The following is a 20,091-nucleotide window of genomic DNA, read 5'->3' as shown; positions in this document are numbered from 1 at the left end:
GCAAGGCACGGCACGCTTGAAACCGTTCGCACCATCGACGCCGCTCGGTGCGCGACGTGTCACTGTCGCGGCGGTCGTCGTGTCCATGCTGGCTTTCGGCGGTTTCCCCGTGCCGGCTCGGGCGCAACAGGCGTTGCAGAGCTTCGATATTCCCGCCCAGGACGCCCGGCGCGCCCTGGTGGAGCTCTGTATTTCCGCCGGGTGCGAACTGGCTTTCATCTCTCCCACGGGCGAGGTGCAGCGCAGCCGACCGGTTCGAGGCCGCATGTCCTGGCGTGCGGCGGTCGCTCGAATGCTTGAGGGCACCGGCCTGCGACACCGCTTCATCGGCGCACGGGGGGTGCGGGTGTGGCTGGAGCCCCCCACAGCCGCCCGTCCGCCCCCCGTCGTCGCCACTGAACTGGATTCGATCACGGTCATCGGACGCCTGTCGGAACAGATCGAGGAATCGCTGCGTCGCAAGCAGATCGCCGATGTCATTTCGGACAGCGCGTCTTCGACCCGGATCGGCGAACTGCCCGCCGCCAATCTCGCCGAGGCGCTGCAGCGTGTGCCCGGTGTGGCCATCGAGCGAGAGGTGGGCGAAGGCCAGTTCGTCAGCGTCCGGGGATTGGGGCCGTTGTTCCAATCTGTGACGCTGAACGGCGCCCCGGTCGCCTTCAATGAGAATATCCGCAACTCAACCCAGAGCGGTCGGCAGTTCCGTTTCCGCGCGCTTTCGGCCGATCTGCTGGCGGGCGCGCAACTGACCAAGTCGGCGACGCCGGATCTGATCGAAGGGGGGATCGGGTCGAACATCGACATAGAGACCGTCGGCGGCCTGGACGGGGACCCCTTCCTGAGCCTTCGCGCCGGGGTGGCGACGGAGGCGCGCACGCACCAGCCCGAGGCCGATCTGTCCATCGCCGGACGTTTCGTCTCCGCCGACGGCGCCTGGGGACTGGTCGGAGGACTGTCGCAGGAGGGGCGCACGGTCCTCTATGATCGGTTTCAGATTCAGCGATATCTGCCGGTGACGATCGGCGGCGAAAACGTCGTTGCGCCCAGCGACGTCCGCACCACCGTCGAACAGGAAGACCGTCTGCGCCGCAGCGCCTTCCTCGGCGGCGAATGGCGTCCGTCGGACTCGGTTCACCTGCGGTTCGACAGCCTGGTCTCGACGTTCGACAACGCCATCCGCGAGGACAGGGTCGTCTATGGACTGGGCGAGTTGGTCGCGGCGCCGGATGCGACGGCGACCATTACCGACGGCGTGGTCACCGGGGGTTCCGTCCGGGCCGGGACGATCGACAACAACACCGAATTCTCCGAACAATCGCATCTGAACATCGTGGTTTCAGGCGTCGCGACGATCATCCTGGGCGATTGGACGCTCACGCCACGTGTCAGCCTGTCCGAAGCCCGGTCCCGACTGGATACGCCGCTGGAGCGGATCTCCTTCCGTTCAAGCCAGCCGAACGCCTATGGTTTCGATGTCGGCGACGCCGCATCCAGCCGCAAGGCCGCACTGATCGAGACCGATCTCGATCTCGGCGACCCCATGGCCTTTACGTTCAAGCGGTTGGGCGTACGCGCGATCGAGTCCGTCGACGACGATGTTACGGCCCTCCTGGATATCCGCCGCACGGCGAACCGCCGGATCGGGCCGCTCAGCCTGGTCGATGTTCGTTTCGGCGGTCAGGTCAGCGACCGATCCCGCGACTATCAGCGGCGCGACCGCGAAGCGGCTCTGCGGCCGGGCGCGACCGTGACGCCCACCTTCCTCGGCTTGCAGGTTCACGACGGCGTCTTCGATGCGCTGATACGCGCTCATCCCGGCCGCTGGGCCGTGGCGGACTTCGATCCCTTTCAGGACGCCTTCGTCATTCCCGGAGAAAGCGACGGCCTGGGCGTCTATCCCGACGACCTGACGCCCACCGGCGCGGACATGCAGAATTCCTACGAGGTCCGCGAGCGGGTGGGGGCCGCCTATGGCCGCGTTGATTTCGAGGGGCAGGCCGATGCGACGCCCTTCTTCGGCAATCTGGGTCTGCGCCTGGTCACGACCCGAACGACCGTGCACGGGGCTTTCCTGACTGCGGATCAAAACGGTGTCGCGGCGATCCGTCCTGAGTCCCATGTGGGCTCCGATCTTCGCCTTCTTCCCAGTCTGAACATCGCCTTCGATCTCGATCAGGGCCGCAGGCTGAGGTTGGCGGCGTCGCGGACCATGACCCGGCCTTCGCTGGCGGACCTTCGTCTGGCGACCGCCCCCGCCAGCTCGCTCGTCTCGGCCATCTATGATCGTGGCCAGGTGGAGATCGACGACCCGTCGCCGGGCTCGCTCTTCACCGGCGTCGGCGGAAACCCCGACCTCGATCCCTATATGTCGATCAATCTCGACGCCTCCTATGAATGGACCTTTTCGCGGGGCGCGCTCAGCGTCGCCGTCTTCCACAAGACGATCGACGACTTCATCGGCGTGGTGGCGGTTCCCGAGGACCTGGTGTTCGAGACGCGGGCCGGTCCGCTGGTGCGCACCGAGGTGGTGATGTCGCGGCCGGCCAATCTGGGCCAGGCGGTGAGCCGTGGGCTGGAGGTCGGCCTGCACCGACGGCTTCCGTCCGGTTTCGGCCTGTGGGCCAGCGCGACCCTGACGGACGCCCACGGCCCCGGCGGTCGCAGTCTGGCCGGGGTTTCGCGCCTGGCCTATTCGATCAATCCCTTCTTCGAACGCGGACCGATCACCGCCGGCCTCTCCTGGTCCTGGCGCTCGGCCTTCCGTTCCGAGGCGGACATGCAGGGGGGAGGGGTGTCGGACTTCACCGTGGGCGCCGCGGGCTATCTCGACGCCCAGGCCTCTGTCGACATCGGCTCGGGCGGGCAACTGGTGATCGCGGCCTCAAACCTGACCGACACGACCGATCTGGCCTACGAATACGACACGCGCCGCCTGCTGCAACTCGGTCGTGTCGGTCCCAGCCTGACCGCCAGCCTGCGCTGGTCCCTGCAATGACGTTTGCGTCTGCCGGGGCGTTCGCGGCGCTCCGATAGATATCGCTCATCCTGTTTCACGACCCATGGAGTCCTAGATGTTCAACCTGATGGCCGCCCTTCTGGCGAGCTCCGCCCTCGGCGTCGCACAGCCCGCCTGTGATCTCGGCGCGGCCGATGTTCGCGCGGCCGGGGGCGACGCCTGCGCCGCCGCCTGGATGGACCGTCGTTTGGGCATGAACGACGTGACCGCCGTGGGCACCCACAATAGTTACAAGCTGGCCATCCCCGCAGCCGAGCTTCAGGCGATGATCGCCGTGCGGCCCAGCGCCGTGGCCCTGGACTATTCTCACCGCCCCTTGAGCACACAGTTGGACGTCGGCGCCCGTCAGATCGAGATCGACGTGTTGAACGACCCGCAGGGCGGTCGTTACGCCCATCCGCTGTCGGCTCTCGGCCGGCCGGGTCAGGTCGCCCCGACCAGCGCCGCCTTCGCCGAAGCCATGGGCCGGCCGGGGTTCAAGACCCTGCACATGCCGGACGTGGATTTCCGCAGCAGCTGCCTGACCTTCGTGGCCTGTCTGACCGAGATCCGGGACTGGTCGCGCGCCCACCCCGACCATGCGCCGATCCTGATCATGCTGAACGTCAAGACGGGCGACGCGACCATGCCGGGCGGGACGCCGCCGCTCGATTTCGACGCCGCCGCCTGGGACGCTCTGGACGCCGAGGTCCGTTCGGTCTTTTCCGCCGACCAGCTGATCACGCCGGACCTGGTGCAGGGCCGCCATCCCACCCTGCGCGACGCCGTTCTGGCGGGGGGCTGGCCCATACTGGGCGCGGCGCGGGGCAAGGTCTTCTTCGCCCTCGACGAAGGGCCCGAGAAGGTCGCGGCCTATCGCGGCGCGCGGCGTTCGCTGGAGGGCCGCGTCTTCTTCGTCAATACGGACGAGACCTCGCCCGCCGCCGCCTATCTGACGCTCAATGATCCTGTCGCCGACCAGGCCCGAATCCAGGCCGCCGTCCGCGCCGGCTTCATCGTCCGCACCCGCGCCGACGCCGATACGGTCGAGGCCCGCGTCGGCGACGTGTCCAGCCGCAGCGCCGCCTTCGCCAGCGGGGCCCAATATGTCTCGACCGACTATATGTGGGCCGATCCGCGCTTCCCGGCCTATGCGGTCCGGCTGACGGGAGGCGCAGCCGCTGTCTGCAATCCGGTGCGGACCGAGGGGCGTTGCGACGGCCTGGCCGTCGAACTGACGGACGGCGCCCCCACGCGCGGTTATCTGGCGGCGCAGGACCGGCCCGATCTGACCCATGTTCTGGCCCCGCCGCCCGAGCCCGGTTCGCCCCGCGCCGTGGCCGACAGGGGTGTCTTCATGGAGACCCGCGTCCTGCAGGGCACGCCCCGTTGGGCCCTGGCGACCTCCGACGTCTCCGGCGAGGTCTATGACGACTTCGCCCAGGCCCTGGGCGTCCGTCTGACCCCGCAGACCGCCCCGGTCCTGACCGCCCTGCTGGACCGGGCGGGCGAAGATCGTTCGGTGGTCGGCGACGCCAAGACCCACTGGGCCACGAAACGCCCCTATATCGGCACGGACCAGCCGATCTGCGAAGCCAAGAGCGAGCATCTGGCCGGCAATCCCGACTATCCGTCCGGCCACTCGGCCCACGGCGTCCATGTGGGAATGATCCTGGCCGAACTGGCGCCCCAGCGCGCCGACGCCCTGTACGCGCGCGGTCGGGAGTTCGCCGAGAGCCGCTACATCTGCGGCTCCCACAGCTACAGCGCCGTCGAGGCCGGCATCCAGTCCGGCATGGTCATCTATGGCGCCGAACAGCGCTCGGAAGCCTTCCGCCGCGACATGGAGGCCGCACGCGCGGAGGTTCAGGCGGCGCTGAGGACGGCGGGGCTGAATCAGTAACCAGATACATGACAAGGGCCGCCGCCAATCGCCAGGCGGCGGCCCGGCTCATGAGCTTCGGGTCGCCACGATCCTGCGACGACAATGGATGATGCAAGATTTTGATCAGGTCTCTGACCTGCACACCCTCGATTTCGAGGGCGCCAGGACGATGGCGGAGAGGGTGTCCGCCTCCGCCGAACTCCACGCCGTATCAACCCGTCGCAACAGGCCCTCAGAACGCCCGTCAGCGCTGAAATAGCTAGACGCAACCCGTCGCAACGCATATCAACCAGTCGCAACCATATTGATGGGTTGATTGTTGGGTGTCCTGATGGCGCGCAAAGCGAAAGAATTAAGCCCCCTGGCGGTCTCCCGCCTGACAGCCCCCGGCCTCCATGCCGTCGGCGGCGTCGCGGGCCTTTACCTTCAGGTTCTCCCGAGTGGTGGCCGGTCGTGGATCCTGCGCGCCATGGTCGGCGGACAGCGGCGGGACATGGGCTTAGGCGGATTTCCTGATGTGACGCTCGCCGGCGCGCGCGATGCCGCACGACGGGCCCGCGAGAAGATTGCAGACGGCGTCGATCCGATTGAAGACCGCCGCGCCCGCAAGAGCGCGTTGAAGGCCGAGACGGCCAAGGTCGTCACGTTCGATCAGGCCGCCAAGGCCTACATCGCCGCGCACGGTGACAGCTGGCGCAACGACAAGCATCGGCAGCAGTGGGAAAACACGCTCGCGACCTACGCATCGCCGAAGATCGGCAAGCTGTCGGTGCGAGACATCGAGGTCGCTCATGTCCTTTCGGTCCTGGAGCCGATCTGGAAAGAGCGCACCGAAACCGCGACGCGCCTCAGGGGGCGGATTGAGCGGATCATGGGGTGGGCCACGTCACGCGGCTATCGTGACGGCCTGAACCCGGCGCGCTGGCGCGATCACCTCGACCAGCAGCTTGCGGCGCCCAAGCGCATAGCAAAGACCCAGCACCATGCAGCGCTGCCGATCGATGACATGGGCGAGTTCATGGGGCGGCTCCGGTCTGCACAAGGTCTGGGCGCCCGTGCCCTGGAGTTTGTCGTCCTGACCGCAGCTCGGACCGGCGAGGTCAGAGGCGCAAAGTGGTCCGAGATCGATCTCGCAGCCAAGGTCTGGACCGTTCCTGGCGAGCGCATGAAGGCCGGCAAGGAGCATCGCGTCCCTCTGTCCGACGCCGCGGTCGCCCTGCTGGACGGCCTGCCCCGGATGGCCGGGACGGATTTGGTGTTCCCCTCGGCTCGGCGGACTGAGCTTTCGAACATGACGCTGACGGCCGTGCTGCGGCGCATGGGCGTGGACGTGACGTCTCATGGGTTCCGCTCGACCTTCCGCGATTGGGCGGCTGAGCGGACCAACTACCCCCGCGATGTTGCGGAAATGGCCCTGGCCCACACCATCGGAGACAAAGTCGAAGCCGCTTATCGGCGCGGAGACCTGTTCGGGAAGCGCCAGCGCCTTATGGAGGATTGGGCCCGGTTCATCGCCCGGCCGGCGGTCAGCGGCGAGGTCGTCTCGCTCCACGGTGCGGCATGACCGGCGGGTTTCTGCCTGTGGGGATCGTGACGCTTGATGCGGTCCGCGAGATCTGGGGCATCGACAAGCTGGGACGCTACCTCGCCAGTGGGGCTGTCGTTGCATACGTCCGCGACCATGACGGCCAACTGGTCGCGGCAGCGCCGTCGGGCTGGATGGACGATGGGGCCAGGGCGGCCGTCGAGGCGGGCGCCTTGATCAGCGATTCCGGCGAGCGGTTCCCGCTCTTGCTCGAAAGCCGGGTGGCCGGGCATCCACTGGACGCGCTGTTGGCTGCTGCGGAGAGTGACCGGAAGCGGCGTGAAGCTCAGCCGGTCGCCGCAAACGATCTCGCGACGCCGGTGTCATCGTCTGTGGCCGAGGCCAGGGTGCGGGCCGAGTTTAAGGGGATGGTTCGATCCGCTAGCGGCAAGATGACCAAGGACGAGGCCTTTGTGGCGCTGCGACGTAATCACCCCGGACTATCCAGGCGCCGTTTCGAAACAGTGGTCTGGGCGAACGAGGCCCCTGCCACATGGCGCAAACCCGGCCGTAGAGCCGAGTAATCGAAACGGGTAGGCGTATCGAAACGCCAGAATAATCGTGTCGTCTATTTGACCGGGCACTCCCCATAGATGGTGCGGCTTCCTCTCAACGGGAGCCACACAGTGACAACCCATAACAACGACGACGCAGCGCTTAGGGAGTTTGACACCCTTCCTGATGCCGCCTTCGTGCGCATCGGCACCGTCGCCCGCCTCTATTCAGCAACCCCGGCCAGTGTCTGGCGCTGGGTGAAACGCGACGGCTTCCCACAGCCCCGCAAACTCGGCCCCCAGGTGACTGCCTGGAACGTGGGCGAAGTCCGCCGTCACCTGACACAGCTTCAGGCGGCGGGGTGATCCATGGGCTCTGCCCTGGCAAATAAGGGTGACACTCGGACCGATCCTCTCGGTGGCGGCGAGGTGTTCACCGGGGAGCAGTGGGTGCCCTCACGCAGCCCCGCCGGCCAGGCCGTCGAGCTTGCGGCCAACGACCCCGCGCTTCCCTTCATTGATCTGGCATCGTGGGTGGGCCGCGAACCGGCTGATCGCTACTTCCTTGTCCCTGGACTGATCCCAGGCGGCTGCGTCACCTCGCTCTATGGCGACGGCGGTTCCGGCAAGACCCTGCTGGCCCTTTGGCTGATGGTCTGCATGGCGTCGAAGCACAGCGCTAAATGGCTCGACACGACCGTCCTGGGGTGGAAATCCGTCGGGCTCTTCGCGGAGGATGACACCGACGAGATCGTGCGCCGCCTCATCCGCATTTGCGACGGCGCCGGCGTCGAGTTCGAAAAGGTCGCTCCCCTCATCACCGCTCTGCCTGGCGTGGGGATGGACACGATTGTCGCCTACTTCGCCGACACCGGCGACCTGGTCATCACGCCTCTCATGGAGAGCCTGCTGGCCAAGGTCCGAGAGGTGGGCGCCAACCTGCTGGTCCTCGACTATGCGGCGGCCATCTTCGGCGGAAACGAGATCGATCGATATCAGGTCTCGGCCTTCATGCGCCGGCTCAATGCCATCGCGAAGGAACACGACATCTCGATCCTCTTGCTCGGTCACCCGTCGGTCGATGGGATGAAGGGCGGACGGGGCACGTCTGGCTCCACGGCTTGGCGGAACCAGTCGCGGGCGTTCCTGCACCTCACCGTCAACGAAGAGCAGTCGGACCCTGATGAGCGGCGCCTGCTGACCCTGACCCTGACGAAGAGCAACTACAGCCGCGTCGGCCTGACATTCCATCTCGCCTCAGATGGCGGCCGGTTCGAGATCCTTGAGGCTCCAGCGGCGCGGGAGCGTGCCAAGGGGCCGCGTCTGTCGGCGTCGCAGAAGGTGGCGCTCAAGGCTCTCAATCAGGCGGTGTCCGAAGGCGGCGAGCGGTCACCAGGCGGACCGATCCCAAACGGGGCCCAGGTCGTCAAGGTCACCCTGTGGCGGGAATACGCATACCGCATGGAGATCAGCGATGCGTCTCCAGAGGCCCGCAAAAAGTCGTTCGCCCGAGCCGTCAAGGAACTGGTGGCGAAGGGGATAGTCGGGGTCGCTGAGCCCCTGTGTTGGATCATTGAAGAGGGGGACAAATGATGGGGGACAAACTGTCCCGGGGGACATGTCCTGAGGGGGACAAAGGGGACACCCCTATAGGGGGTGTGTCCCGTCTGTCCCGTCTCCACTCAGGTGGGGATGTCCCCGGCTTGCAGGTGATTGACTGCGTCGAGGTCCACGAGGGTGATCCGGTCCAGAGGTGGGCTTGGGAACCGTGCCCAGAGACAGCCCGAACCACTGACATTTTCCCGCCCGCTGAGACGTTGGGCGGAGACTGTCTCCCCGATAACCCCAGCCGCCACGCCATCGTTGACCTAGAGGGAGATTGCACCCACTATGCCACCCATCAATAACGAGGTCTGTTCGCCGGTGCATAGGTCGGTCCAAGCTGTCAGGAAGGGGTGTGGTCGCAGCCGTGTAACCAACGGCTCTGCCTCGCTGCCTGGCGTGGACGGCCGGTCGGTGACGGCCCGCCGCTACCGTGACCTGGTGGAAGCCCTGACCAGCGAGCAGCCCACGCCCATGACAGAAGCGACGCGGCTCCAGATCAGGGCCGCCGCATCGATGCAGGTTCACGTCGAAGACCTGACAGCCCGGATGGCGCGCGGAGAGACTGTCCCCGCCGAAGAGATGACCAGGGCAGCCAACGGAGCCATCCGCGCCCTGTCGTCCCTGAACCGGCGTCAGCCCAGCCGCAGGCGACCGGCCCCGGCCTCTGTGTCGTCCTATCTCCAAACCCGCGCCAGCGTGGCGCACGTCCCCGAGGCGGCCGAATGAAGCCCCTCGTCTCCATGCGCGAAGCCCTGACCGATCCCAACCTGCTGGGCGGGGCCATCGAGGGTGACAGCTGGCGCCCTTGGCGGACGCTGCTGATCGCGGCCATGGGCGAGCCCCTGACCCAAGATGAGCGGACCATCTACACGGCCCTGACCCAGCGCGATCTGGAGCCTTTGGAGCAGGTCGAAGAGCTATGGGGCATCGTGGGGCGTCGAGGCGGCAAGACCCGCGCTGCTGGCACCCTCGCTGCATACGTGGGTGGTCTCTGCGATCACGCCCCCTTCCTGGCCCCAGGCGAGCGGGGCGTCATCCCCATCCTGGCGGCGAGCGTCACCCAGGCGGGCAGGGCCTTCATGCATGCCAAGGGCATCCTTCAGCACTCGCCGGTCTTGGCTGACCTGATCGAAGGCGAGCCCACGGCCGATACCATCCGTCTATCGACGCTGGTGGACATCGAGGTGAAGCCGGCCAACTTCCGCACCGTGCGGTCGATCACAGCCGTGGCGGCCATCGCGGATGAAATCGCCTTCTGGCAGATTGAGGGCGCTGCGAACCCCGACAGCGAGATCCTGAACGCCCTCCGTCCATCCCTTGCGACGACAGGCGGTCCGCTCTTCGTGATCTCCAGCCCCTACGCCAAGCGGGGTGAACTGTATGGTACCTTCCGCCGCGACTACGGCGCCAATGGCGATCCCGTGGTTCTCGTCGCGAAGGGGGCATCGCGCGAGTTCAACTCGACACTTCCTCAGCGGGTCGTTGATCGGGCCTACGCTCGTGACGCGGCGGCGGCGGCGTCTGAATATGGCGGGGAGTTCCGCAACGACGTTCAGGCCTTCATCGACCGGGACGTAGTGGACGCTTGCGTTTCGCAGGGCGTCACCGAGCGCCGGCCGGTGGGCTGGGTCAGCTATTTCGCCTTCGTCGATCCATCTGGTGGGTCGAACGACGCCATGACGCTGGCCATTGGCCATGCTGATGGCGAGACGGCGGTCCTGGACGCCGTGAGAGAGCGCAAGCCGCCCTTCAGCCCTGAGGCTGTCGTGGAAGACTTCTGCGGCCTGCTGAAGGAATATGGGATCACCGAAGTCACCGGGGACCGTTACGCCGGCGAGTGGCCCCGCGAGCGTTTCCGCAAGAACGGTGTCGCCTACAACATCGCAGACCGGCCCCGGAGCGATCTCTACCGCGACATGCTGCCCGGCCTGAACAGCCGGACGGCGGACCTGCTCGATAACCCCGTCCTGGTGACCCAGATCGTGGGCCTGGAGCGTCGCGTGGCGAGGGGTGGCAAGGACTCGATCGACCACGCCCCTAACGGTCATGACGACTTGGCCAACGCCGTTGCCGGTGTGCTGTCGCTGATCCAGCCCCGCAAAACCTCGACCGTGGCCCTGTTCCTCAAATCAGGCCTCCGCGACGGCCGCGCTCAGAGATCGGCCCGCGTTGCGCCCCGTTACACGTCAGGAGCGTCAGCATGACGGACCAGCCCCCCGCGCCGTCAGTCAATGACGAGGTCTCGGACGAGGCTTTCGAGAGCCTGCGTCAGCAAGTCGAACGCCTGGCCGCCGAAATAGCCCGTCGCGACGCCGTCGGCCAGGCCCAGGCGGAAGCCGAAGTCAGCCACGCTATCGCAACGCTCATCAACCCGATCCTCGCCGAGCACGCCATGCGTGAGCGGGCCGAGGGTGATTTCTCCCTGCATTGAAAGGAATACCCATGACCAAGACCGCGATCACAAACGACAAGCCGAAAGGCGAACCCACGCTGGCTGCGCAGATCGGCCTGCTGGTGGCTATGGAGGTCGGCAAGGAGCTGGGCCGCCAAGAGGCCGAGGCTCAGCCCGTGGTCAACACCGAGCGCCTTGCCGGCCCGTTTGGTTTCCGGCTGCCGGCCGGCGGCCAAGCGGTCGCTAACGCCGCAGACAAGAGCCGCCTCGGATATCGGCTTCCCGCCGACCGCCCAGGCCACACGCCGCCGAAAGCGATCCACGACGGTGAGCAGGTGACAAACACCGTCAAGCCGATCTCGCAGAGCCATTACAAACTGCCGAAGGCGGAGGACTGACCATGGCGGACGTCGAAGACGTAAAGCCGGTGATCGATCTGTCGATGGCCCTGGATCCGGCTGAGTTCTATGGCGCGGACCTGGCCGGTTGCCCGGCTTGGCCGCCGATCCATCCGATGAACCCGGACCCGCTGATGATCAGGGACGGCGATGCGGAAAAACGCATCGAGCAAATCCGCGACCAACTTCATCCTGGCAACGGGCCGCTCCGTGCGCCAAGCGCCAGCGAACGCCAAGCGCTCCGGGAACGGTTTTTCACCGAAGAGCGGCCGGTCGGGTTCGAACATCCCGACGAGGCTTCGTGGCGGGCGCGTCATGGCATCGGCGGCCTGATCCCACGCGATCAGTCGCAGCTGCGGCACCAGAACCTAATCGTCGAAGCGTGCCACGTCTGGGGTTTCATCGAAAAGAGCCGCCTGCAGGCTGAGCGCGGCGCCGCCGCAAAGGAGGACGCGGACCGCGCACGCTCCGAACACGAGCTGCAGCGCTGCGTCTCAGCCCACGCAGACGCCGTCGCCGAATATCAGACGATCAAGGAAGCCGCCGAGCGTCACCGCCAGCACTGCGAAGACGAGCGCGCCTTCCATCGGTCGCACGAAATCCTGCGCAGCTTGCTCCCTGGCCTCGCCAGTGGCGCTCGCAAAGCAGCGAATGACTTGGGCATCGAGCCGCCGACCTTCTCTGAGGTGGCCTGATGTCCGAGCGCCGGTTCTTGAGGGTTTCCGGCGTAGCGGCGGGTTCTGGTCGTTCGGAGCCGCCGCATCAACTGCCCCCCGCGCTTGCTGTCGCGGGGGGCTATTCTTTGAAAGGTGACACATGAGCGGTCCGGTAGTCGGAAGCGCTTCCTTCGAGATTCGCGCGACGAAGGACAGACTAAAGCAGGATTTGGACGCCGCCGAACTCGACCTGAAAATGTCGACCGGCAGGATGGAAGCCCAAGCTGGCGCCGGCGGAAGCCGCATCGGGGACGCCCTCTCAGGGGTGGTCGGGAAGCTATCGACGGTGGTCACAGGTCTGGTGACCCTGTTCGGGCTCGCGGTGGCGGGGGCGCTGAACCTAGGCGTCCAAGGGCTCCGCATGGCGGACGATCTGGCGAACAGTGCGCGGAAGGTGGGCGTTGGCACCGATGCGTTGCAGGAATGGCGGTTCGTCGCACAGCAAACCGGCGCCGACGCCAAGGACGCCGACAAGGCATTAGACAGCTTCGCCAACAAGCTGGCGCAGGCCACGGCAGGCACCTCGAAATCCGCCATGAAGGCCTTCGGCTTCCTCAAGATCGGCCCCGAAGAGTTGCGCGGGTTCAAGTCCACCGAGGAAGCGCTCGACTTCGTCACTGATGCGATCAAGAACCTGAAGTCGGAAGCGGACCGGGCTGCGATTGCGGAACAACTAGGCCTTGGCCCGCTCTCCAACGCCCTGCGTGATAGCGCCGTCGATGTCGCAACGCTGAGAGATGAAGCCCGCAGCCTGGGCATCGTCATGGACCAGGAGATGATCCGCCGAGCGAGCGCCGCCCAAGGCGAGTTCGACACGCTCAGCCAGATCATCGATATCCAGCTAAAGTCGGCTTTCATCGACCTGGTGCCCGCAATCATGACGGTGGTGGGATGGGTGGCGCAACTAGCTGTCGCTCTCGGTGACGCTATGGACGCATGGCGCCAGTTGGATGACCGAACGACGCGCGGCCTCGACCGGCAGCTTCAGCGCCTGACCGTAGAGAACTCCAACCTGATGCTCCGATATGGGTCCGTCGACGCCATGAAGGGGCGTGAGGCGGACCGTCCGACGGTGATTGGGTCTTCTGGCGGCGCAGCCGGGGCGGGCGGCGCGATCATGGCGCGCAGCATGGGGCCGAACGCTTACGAGACATTCACCCGCAACCAAGAACAGATCAACGAGATCTACCGGCTGAAGAATGAGCGAGCACTGACGGCCGCGCCGCAGCGGACCGACCGGACATCGGGCGGCACACTGGACATTCCAGCCCCCCGCGTCCCGGTGGATCGCTCGGCCGAACGGGAGGCTCGTCGCGCCGAAAGGGTGGAGTCCGAAATCAACAAGCTCCGCGCCCGCGCGCTGGGGATCATCGACGAAGAGACGATGACCGTGCAGCAGAGGTTCGACTCTGAAACCGCCCAACTTGCTGCTGAGCGAGCGGCGGAGAAAGCGCAACTCGACAGCCGAGAGGCACGAAAGGACATCACGAAGGCGGAGCGTCAGCAGTTGGACGCCGCGAACCGCGAAGTCGCTCTCCGCGAGGATCGGGTCCGCAACGCCATTCTCCTTCGCGATCTCGATGATGAACGGATCGCCCAGGAGCGTATGGTCAGCGATCTGACGGTCCAGCTCTTGTCGTTGCAGGCGGGAGCCGCGAAATCGGCGGCGGCGCGCCGGGTCATCGAGCTTGATCTTCTGAAGGAGGCGCAACGCCGGGCGCGGGAGGACATGCAGCGCGACCCCAACTTCCTTAAGTCTTCGCCACAGACACAAGCTGCGATGCTGGCTGACCAGGACCGGGTTTTCAAAGCGCAAACCGAGGGCGTCATCCGCGACACCATGGGGCCGCTGGATCAGTGGAGGGAGCGCGCCCTCACCGATGCCGACCAGATACGGGAGGCCTATGAGGACGTTGCCGCCAGCGGGCTAGACGCGCTCAACGCCGGCCTGGTGGACGCCATCGTGAACAGCCGCAATCTCGGTGAAGTGTTCTCCAATGTCGCCCGCCAGATCATCGCCGATCTTGCAGCGATCGCGGTCCGCCAGTCGATCACCGAACCGCTGGCCCGCATGTTGTTCGGCGGCGGCAACGGCGCCACAGTCGGAGCTAAGGCAGTTGGCGCGTCACAGGGCGCGGCGCAGGGGGCGTCCTGGCTTACGAAAATCGCTGGGTTCCTCGGCTTTGCGGGCGGCGGACGGGTGAGTGGGCCAGGGTCGGAAAAGTCCGACAGCATCCTGGCCCGTCTTTCGAACGGCGAGTTTGTCATCAACGCCGAGCAGACCCGCAAGCACCTGCCGCTTTTGGAGATGATCAACGGTGGACGTCTGCCGGGCTTCGCCAACGGCGGTCTGGCCATGGGGCTGACGCCAGATGGCGATGGGGCATACATCACGCTCAGCGGCCCCTCGGAGGTGATTCTGTGAGCCTTGTGAATTCCCTTCTGACAGCTGAGGCCTGTTTGGTGGTCTGCGACACTCAGGCGGGCACCTTCCGGGCTGTGGGACCAACGGGTTTCGCGAGCAAGGTCGTGCCTATCCAGCGCCTGGGTGTCCTCATTGCCTCCACAGGCAGCGGTGACCTGTTCGACCGATGGCTCACCCACCTGCAGCTATCGCTGGGGGCTGATCTCGACGATGTCCTGCCGACCCAAGCGGCGCTGCTGAAGGGCACCCTTTCGGCGCTGGATGATCAGTCTGCCCATCGGTCGTCGATGTTTATTTGGGGGTGGAGCCGACAGGCGCAGCGTGTCCAGGGCTGGATTATGCACTCCCGCGACGGTTTCGAGCCGGTGGCCCTGGGTGACGGGTATACGCTTAAGCCCCCGCCTTCTGACGTTGCAGAACTGGAGGCCATGCCGGCGACAGGCAGCAGCGTGGACCGGATGGTTGAAATCGTCGCGCGCCAGGTAGCCGATGACCGAAAGAAGCGAGCCCGCTCAGAATATCTTTCGATGGTCGAAGGGGCATCGGACCCACTGTTGCTGGGCGGCGACCTCTTGGCGTTCGTGCTTCGGGCTCCGACCTCGCCGGGCGGATCGGTCCATATTGAGAGCTGGACCGTCGGCCCCATCGACGGCGCAGAACAGGATCGCTTGAGGGTGCTGATGTCCGGCCATGGGAATCTGGCCGTCACGCTTCACCGCATCCGCATGAACCGCCGAGCCGAGCGGATAGGACGCCCCGTCGCCCTGGCGCTCCTTTGGTGCGAACGGGCGATGGCTCTGCTACGACTTCGCCGGCGGCGATGAGGAAGAGCAATGGCGGGCGATAGCTGGAAGTCGATGGGGAAGGGCGCTGTAGGTTGCGGCGGCGCCGTCCTTCTCCTGGTCGTGGCGGGCGTGGTAGCGCTGTTGGTAGTCTTCATGGCGACCAATGAGCGGGACCGCCGCATCGAGACAGGCGGCAGCATCAAAGGCGCAGATTTCGCCGCTCATTGCATCGTGGGTTTGAGGCTGAAGGCGGCGACAGATGCGGAGTGGTCCATGGCGCGCCCGTCGAGATCTGAGCCAATGGTTGTGAGCCCCGATCTGCCCCAGGCCGTCACATGCATGGCCGAAATGCCGGACGGCAGGCTGCGGCCCTACACGATCCGAGCGCTTTGCCCTGAGGGGGCTTCAGAGCGGTGCACCAAGCTAGGCTAGGGGGCTGCCGAAATCCCGGCAGCCCCCCGCCGCCCTAGTGGATCGTCCTTTGACGGATTTCCGCTTCGATCCGATCAGGTGAGGGCGTGCCGAGGCAGAGCAAGTCGAACTCTTCAAGGATCGCCTCGACCATCGCCGCCCGGGTGTCTGACGTCATGGGCGGCCAGTTGTCGTTGGCGGCGATCATTCGCCGTCCTCCGGTTCGCGGTCACTTTCGTGCCCTTCGTCCTCGCACTGAGCCTCTAGGTCGTAGGTGATCTCGCCGAAGGACCCGAACCCTGTAACGCCAGACCCGACGGCATGGCCCTGGTGGGGCAGCCCGATCTCGCCGCAGAGACTGGGCTCCTCGTCGTTATCAGGTTCACCGTCGCTGTCTGGCTCGAAGTCAGAGCGATCGTCCTCAATTCCGTCGAGGTGGTCACTGCCCCAGGCGCCGGGGTGGCACAGTGTCGGCTCTAGGTCGGCGTCGCCGTCCATCGCGTCGAGTTGATCGATCATCCCGGCTCGGAGGCCATCCACCCGATCCATACCCGCGGTCAGCAGGGCAGCGCGGGTCGCCATCTGCTCATATAGTCCGCCAAGCCGGTCTAGGGCGGCCTCCAAGCGCTTGCGGTGGTCAGGTGTGCGAAGTGTGCGGGGGAAGGCGCGCAGGCCCTCCCATTGCCCGTCGAGGGCGATAATGTGGGTCATGGGTAGCTCTTCAGGTTCAGGCTTTCTACGGCCATCACCAGGGACCGCCTGGTATCGGGAGGGTAGAAACCTGCTGAAGAGACAGGCCTGACGATTTTCCCGCGAGGGTATTGTATGGCGCCAGCCTCCCGACATAGGATGTCGGTCGGTCAGAGGCGCCAACCTCTACCGTCGCGAGAGCCGCCAAGCTCCGCATTCAGTCGGCTTTCCGCGCCAACGGATCGCTCGACCTATCTTCAGTCCGGGTTTCTACGCCCACGGACACGATGAACGGAAATACCCCGTCTCGCAAGAGGCGGGGTTTCGTCGTTCGCGGCCTAGCCCTACGCTGCCGCGATGGCATCTCAGCAGACCTTAGATTTCCTTGAGTTCCTGGATATAGCCGACAAGCAGGCCCTAAAGGCCTATGCTAGGGACGTCACGGTTCGCGATGACGACTTAACAGGGCTCATCCTCGCGAGCGATGTCGGCGCCATTCCTATCGGTCACATCGCGATCCACCGACACTACCACCCGCCGCACCTCCATCTGTCGCCCGAGAACCTGGATGCGCTAGCGACCAATGGCGTCGGCCGGCTTTCAAGCGGGGCACAGACAACGGTCAATAAGGTAATGGCGACGTTTCGGGAGAGGCGGCTCTTCAACGCGCATTTCTTCTGGCTTGAGGAGTTTCGGCACGAGTGGCACCTGCTCTATTTCGACCAGCGGGATACGTCGGGGGAGCACTGGGTGGCCGGTCCGCACATCCACCTTATGAACCACGTGACGCACCCCCGGTTGAGCGGTGAGACCCTGTTACGCACGCTGCATGAAGGCGAGAAGCCACCGCGATTGAAGCACAGCCTGCACCTCAGATACGAGCGCGGACGCCGTTCAGAGGGAAGAAATCGCGATGATGGGCCGATTGATGGGTAAGGCCCCGGCGCGGGCTTTTTCTTGAGTTAAATCAATAGGAAATGGCGGAGAGGGTGGGATTCGAACCCACGGTACCCTTCCAGGCACGCCGCATTTCGAGTGCGGTACATTCGACCACTCTGCCACCTCTCCGCGGTGCATAGTCGCTTGGTCGAGCGAGCGGCTTCTCTAATGGCAGGCGGCCTGCACCGCAAGCGGTCTTTGAAAGAAATCGGACCCTATCTTTGCGCCGGCAGGGACAGGCCCGGAGCGGCGCCTGTCTGGGGATCGACGCCCTTGAATCGAAACAGTTCCGCCGGGCGTCCGCCGGTGGCCGAGGACAGTCGTCCGGTGGGTTCGACCAGGCCGGTCCGTTCGACTCCGCGACGAAAATTCTGCTTGTGAAGCGTCAGTCCCGAGACGGCTTCGGCGGCGGCCTGGAGTTCGGACAGGGTGAAGACGTTCGGCGTCAGGTCGAACAGCACCGGTCGGTATTTCAGCTTGCTGCGCAGCCGCCCCAGGCCGGTCGCCAGGATGCGGCGGTGGTCCGATCCCATGGTCATGCCGGGGAGGGGCGGGGCGGCGTCGGGCGGGGTCTGCCCGGCGTCGCGCCAGGCCTCCTCGACCAGCCGCGCCTCGTACAACAGCTCATAGCGTTCCAGCACCCGTTCCTCGTTCCAGCGGTGCTCGGGGCTCAGGGCGAACAGGGCGCGGGCGCGGGCCCAGCGGCGGTCGTCGCCGCCCGCCCAATGGGTCAGGCCGTCGACCAGGGCCTGTTGCAGGTCGGCGCCCGGGGTGCGGCGGTCTTCCCAGGGGAAGACGTCGAGGACGGCGTCCCAGCGGGCGTCGTGGGTCTGGCCCTCGGCCGCGTCGGAGGTCAGGGCCAGATAGCCGACCGAGACGTCGCGTTGTCGTCCAGGCGTGGAGGCGCCGCCGCGGCCGGCGTCGCCGAAGGTGTAGAGCTGTTCGACGAACCCCAGCCGGAAGCCGGTCTGTTGGGTCACGAAGTCGCGCAGGGCGCGTTCAAAGGTGCGGTCGCGGGCCGGATCGAAGGGGCCGAAGGGCAGAACCCGCGCCCCGTCCTCGGCCTGGGTGGTCAGGACGACGGCCTTGCGGTCCTTCAGCGTCATGACGACGACCGACAGGCCGATCCGAACGCCCTGATCCGCCGCGCCCGCCATGACTATTCCGTGTGCCAGGCGTCGTCGGCGGGAAGGAGGCCGACCGCCTTGGCCAGGACCTGATAGCGCTCCAGATACCGCGCCTGGGCGACCGACGCCGGCTGGGGCTCGATCGTCAGGCTGTAGTCGATGGGCGGAGAACCGAACAGGCTGAGGGATTCCTTCTCGTTGAACCCCGCCAACTGGGTCGCCTCGAAATAGGCGCAGGCCTTGTCGGCCTTCTTGATCAGGGTCTTGATCGTCTGGGGCGTCTTGGGCGGCAGGCCGTAGCGGACGTGTATGGCTGCCTCCAGCCGCGCCTCGAAATCCTTGTAACTCGAGCCGAGCGCCGCCTTGAACGGCGAGATCATGTCGCCGATGACGTATTCGGAGGCGTCGTGCAGCAGGGCGGCCAGCCGCCATTTCGGATCCAGGCCCGGCTTGATATGGGCGGCGATCTCCTCGACCACGACGCTGTGCTGGGCGACCGAGAAGGCGTGTTCGCCGATCGTCTGGCCGTTCCAGCGCGCGACGCGGGCCAGGCCGTGGGCGATGTCCTCGATCTCGATGTCGAAGGGTGAGGGGTCGAGCAGGTCAAGGCGGCGGCCGGACAGCATGCGCTGCCAGGCGCGGACTTCGGTCTTCTTCTTGGGGCGCTCGGCCAAATCGTCGATCCTGATCGCTTGTGGGCTGGTCAGGTGACGCAAAGCGAGCCGAGGATCAAGGCGTCGCGCCGAATCCTGTCGCTGTGAGCGAGAGATCGAGCCGAAAAAATCCGTCAGTCGCCGACGTTCAGGGCGACCAGATCCTTGGCGGCGTCAAAGACCCGATCCTTGGCCGCCTTGGACCGCACCGTGGCGACTACCAGCGGGCCGCCGACCGGACCTCGCGCCTCGAAACCCACCTGGCTCCAGGCGCCGGGCTCGACGCTGTCGTCGATGAGCACGAAGGTCATGCGCGTGGCTTCGCCGGGCGCCTGGGTGCGGACCTGGGTCGTTTCACCATCGGATTGGACGCTGACAGTGCTCTTTTCAGTGCGCACGCCCTGGCCGTCCTTGGACTGGATGTTGATGCCGGCGATACGGACCGTGGCGTTTTCGCCCTGGGTCTGAATGTGAATACCGGGCAGGCTGACGGTGGCGTCTTCGCCCTTGGTCTGAATATCGACGCCGGGCGCCTGAACCGAGGCTTCCTCCTGGCCCCCCGCCTGGCGGGCATCGATCCGCACCGCGGCCCGGGGGATTTCGTCCGACAACCGTCGCTCGTAGTCCCGCAAGACTTCCTCCGCCGAGCGCTCGTCCAGCGGGATCAGATACAGGACCACCTCAGCGCCGCGGGGTCCGCCGTAGGTGCAGGAGCCTCCACCGGGATTGGCCGACCCCTTGCGGGTCAGGACGCCCATGGTGTCCGGGCATTTCAGGGCGTCCACGACCCTGAGAACGCCCTTGGTCTCGCCGTCGGAGCTGGTCGTGGTGGTGATCCGGACCGCGTTCTCGCCGTCGCAGCCGCCCAGGCCGACCCCGAGGCCGGCGGCCATGAGGCCTGCGATCACGAAACGATGCGGGGCGGTTACGGGCATGGCGCTCATTCTGGGCGACGCGAGAGGATGATCCAGTGAAATCGCGGTAATGCCGA

Annotated in this window: 19 protein-coding genes and 1 tRNA gene; 14 read left to right on the top strand and 6 right to left on the bottom strand. The window is 66.0% G+C overall.

Annotated features, from left to right (window positions below; all coding sequences use genetic code 11):
* Positions 1–85: 85 nt before the first annotated feature.
* The 13 genes from H2037_RS06015 to H2037_RS05955 all read left to right on the top strand — a co-directional run bounded on the left by H2037_RS06015 (position 86) and on the right by H2037_RS05955 (position 15,319).
* Positions 86–2,995: a TonB-dependent receptor gene (locus tag H2037_RS06015; protein WP_292119300.1), complete on the top strand. Its 2,910-nt coding sequence runs from the start codon at positions 86–88 to the stop codon at positions 2,993–2,995.
* Positions 2,996–3,071: 76 nt separating this feature from the next.
* On the top strand, positions 3,072–4,898 hold the full coding sequence (locus H2037_RS06010; RefSeq protein ID WP_292119027.1) for a Ca2+-dependent phosphoinositide-specific phospholipase C: 1,827 nt from the start codon (positions 3,072–3,074) through the stop codon (positions 4,896–4,898).
* A gap of 313 nt (positions 4,899–5,211) precedes the next feature.
* Complete coding sequence (locus H2037_RS06005) at positions 5,212–6,444, top strand: site-specific integrase (RefSeq protein WP_292119024.1); 1,233 nt, start codon at positions 5,212–5,214, stop codon at positions 6,442–6,444.
* Positions 6,441–6,989, top strand: a complete 549-nt coding sequence (locus H2037_RS06000) for a hypothetical protein (RefSeq protein WP_292119019.1) — start codon at positions 6,441–6,443, stop codon at positions 6,987–6,989. Before H2037_RS06005 ends, H2037_RS06000 begins: the two co-directional genes overlap by 4 nt.
* 102 nt (positions 6,990–7,091) lie before the next feature.
* Positions 7,092–7,325, top strand: a complete 234-nt coding sequence (locus tag H2037_RS05995) for an AlpA family phage regulatory protein (RefSeq protein WP_292119016.1) — start codon at positions 7,092–7,094, stop codon at positions 7,323–7,325.
* A 3-nt stretch (positions 7,326–7,328) separates the two neighbouring features.
* Positions 7,329–8,552, top strand: coding sequence for an AAA family ATPase (locus H2037_RS05990; RefSeq protein ID WP_292119013.1), 1,224 nt, complete (start codon positions 7,329–7,331; stop codon positions 8,550–8,552).
* Positions 8,553–8,849: 297 nt separating this feature from the next.
* Complete coding sequence (locus H2037_RS05985) at positions 8,850–9,290, top strand: hypothetical protein (protein WP_292119010.1); 441 nt, start codon at positions 8,850–8,852, stop codon at positions 9,288–9,290.
* Positions 9,287–10,768, top strand: coding sequence for a hypothetical protein (locus H2037_RS05980; protein ID WP_292119008.1), 1,482 nt, complete (start codon positions 9,287–9,289; stop codon positions 10,766–10,768). The genes H2037_RS05985 and H2037_RS05980 overlap by 4 nt, the downstream gene beginning before the upstream one ends.
* On the top strand, positions 10,765–10,995 hold the full coding sequence (locus H2037_RS05975) for a hypothetical protein (RefSeq protein ID WP_292119005.1): 231 nt from the start codon (positions 10,765–10,767) through the stop codon (positions 10,993–10,995). The genes H2037_RS05980 and H2037_RS05975 overlap by 4 nt, the downstream gene beginning before the upstream one ends.
* Positions 10,996–11,006: 11 nt before the next feature.
* Positions 11,007–11,354, top strand: coding sequence for a hypothetical protein (locus H2037_RS05970; protein ID WP_292119000.1), 348 nt, complete (start codon positions 11,007–11,009; stop codon positions 11,352–11,354).
* A gap of 2 nt (positions 11,355–11,356) precedes the next feature.
* Positions 11,357–12,049, top strand: a complete 693-nt coding sequence (locus H2037_RS05965) for a hypothetical protein (protein ID WP_292118998.1) — start codon at positions 11,357–11,359, stop codon at positions 12,047–12,049.
* A 121-nt stretch (positions 12,050–12,170) separates the two neighbouring features.
* On the top strand, positions 12,171–14,495 hold the full coding sequence (locus H2037_RS05960; RefSeq protein WP_292118996.1) for a hypothetical protein: 2,325 nt from the start codon (positions 12,171–12,173) through the stop codon (positions 14,493–14,495).
* The gene (locus tag H2037_RS05955; RefSeq protein ID WP_292118993.1) at positions 14,492–15,319 is read left to right on the top strand and encodes a hypothetical protein; all 828 of its coding nucleotides are present in this window, start codon (positions 14,492–14,494) and stop codon (positions 15,317–15,319) included. Before H2037_RS05960 ends, H2037_RS05955 begins: the two co-directional genes overlap by 4 nt.
* Positions 15,320–15,746: 427 nt before the next feature.
* Here H2037_RS05955 and H2037_RS05950 read toward each other — a convergent pair whose 3' ends face one another.
* Positions 15,747–15,899 carry a hypothetical protein gene (locus tag H2037_RS05950; protein ID WP_292118990.1) on the bottom strand — a complete coding sequence of 51 codons (153 nt, stop codon included), beginning with the start codon at positions 15,897–15,899 and terminating at the stop codon, positions 15,747–15,749.
* The gene (locus H2037_RS05945; RefSeq protein WP_292118987.1) at positions 15,896–16,402 is read right to left on the bottom strand and encodes a hypothetical protein; all 507 of its coding nucleotides are present in this window, start codon (positions 16,400–16,402) and stop codon (positions 15,896–15,898) included. Before H2037_RS05945 ends, H2037_RS05950 begins: the two co-directional genes overlap by 4 nt.
* Positions 16,403–16,738: 336 nt before the next feature.
* On the opposite strand from H2037_RS05945, the gene H2037_RS05940 reads away from it, so the two are divergent.
* Entirely contained in the window at positions 16,739–17,317 is a 579-nt protein-coding gene (locus H2037_RS05940; RefSeq protein ID WP_292118983.1) for a hypothetical protein, read from the top strand.
* 42 nt (positions 17,318–17,359) lie between these two features.
* Here the strand turns inward: H2037_RS05940 and H2037_RS05935 are convergent.
* From H2037_RS05935 to H2037_RS05920, 4 genes are all read right to left on the bottom strand, one after another.
* A tRNA-Ser gene (locus tag H2037_RS05935) sits at positions 17,360–17,449 on the bottom strand.
* Positions 17,450–17,535: 86 nt separating this feature from the next.
* Positions 17,536–18,477, bottom strand: a complete 942-nt coding sequence (locus H2037_RS05930) for an NAD regulator (protein ID WP_292118980.1) — start codon at positions 18,475–18,477, stop codon at positions 17,536–17,538.
* Between the two features lie 2 nt (positions 18,478–18,479).
* Positions 18,480–19,073, bottom strand: a complete 594-nt coding sequence (locus H2037_RS05925; RefSeq protein ID WP_292119296.1) for an HD family hydrolase — start codon at positions 19,071–19,073, stop codon at positions 18,480–18,482.
* A gap of 161 nt (positions 19,074–19,234) precedes the next feature.
* Complete coding sequence (locus H2037_RS05920) at positions 19,235–20,035, bottom strand: methyltransferase type 11 (protein ID WP_292118978.1); 801 nt, start codon at positions 20,033–20,035, stop codon at positions 19,235–19,237.
* Positions 20,036–20,091: the final 56 nt, after the last annotated feature.

Source organism: Brevundimonas sp. (genome assembly GCF_013912065.1).
In the GTDB taxonomy this organism is placed as follows: domain Bacteria; phylum Pseudomonadota; class Alphaproteobacteria; order Caulobacterales; family Caulobacteraceae; genus Brevundimonas.
This window is presented reverse-complemented; position numbering and strand designations above follow the sequence as displayed.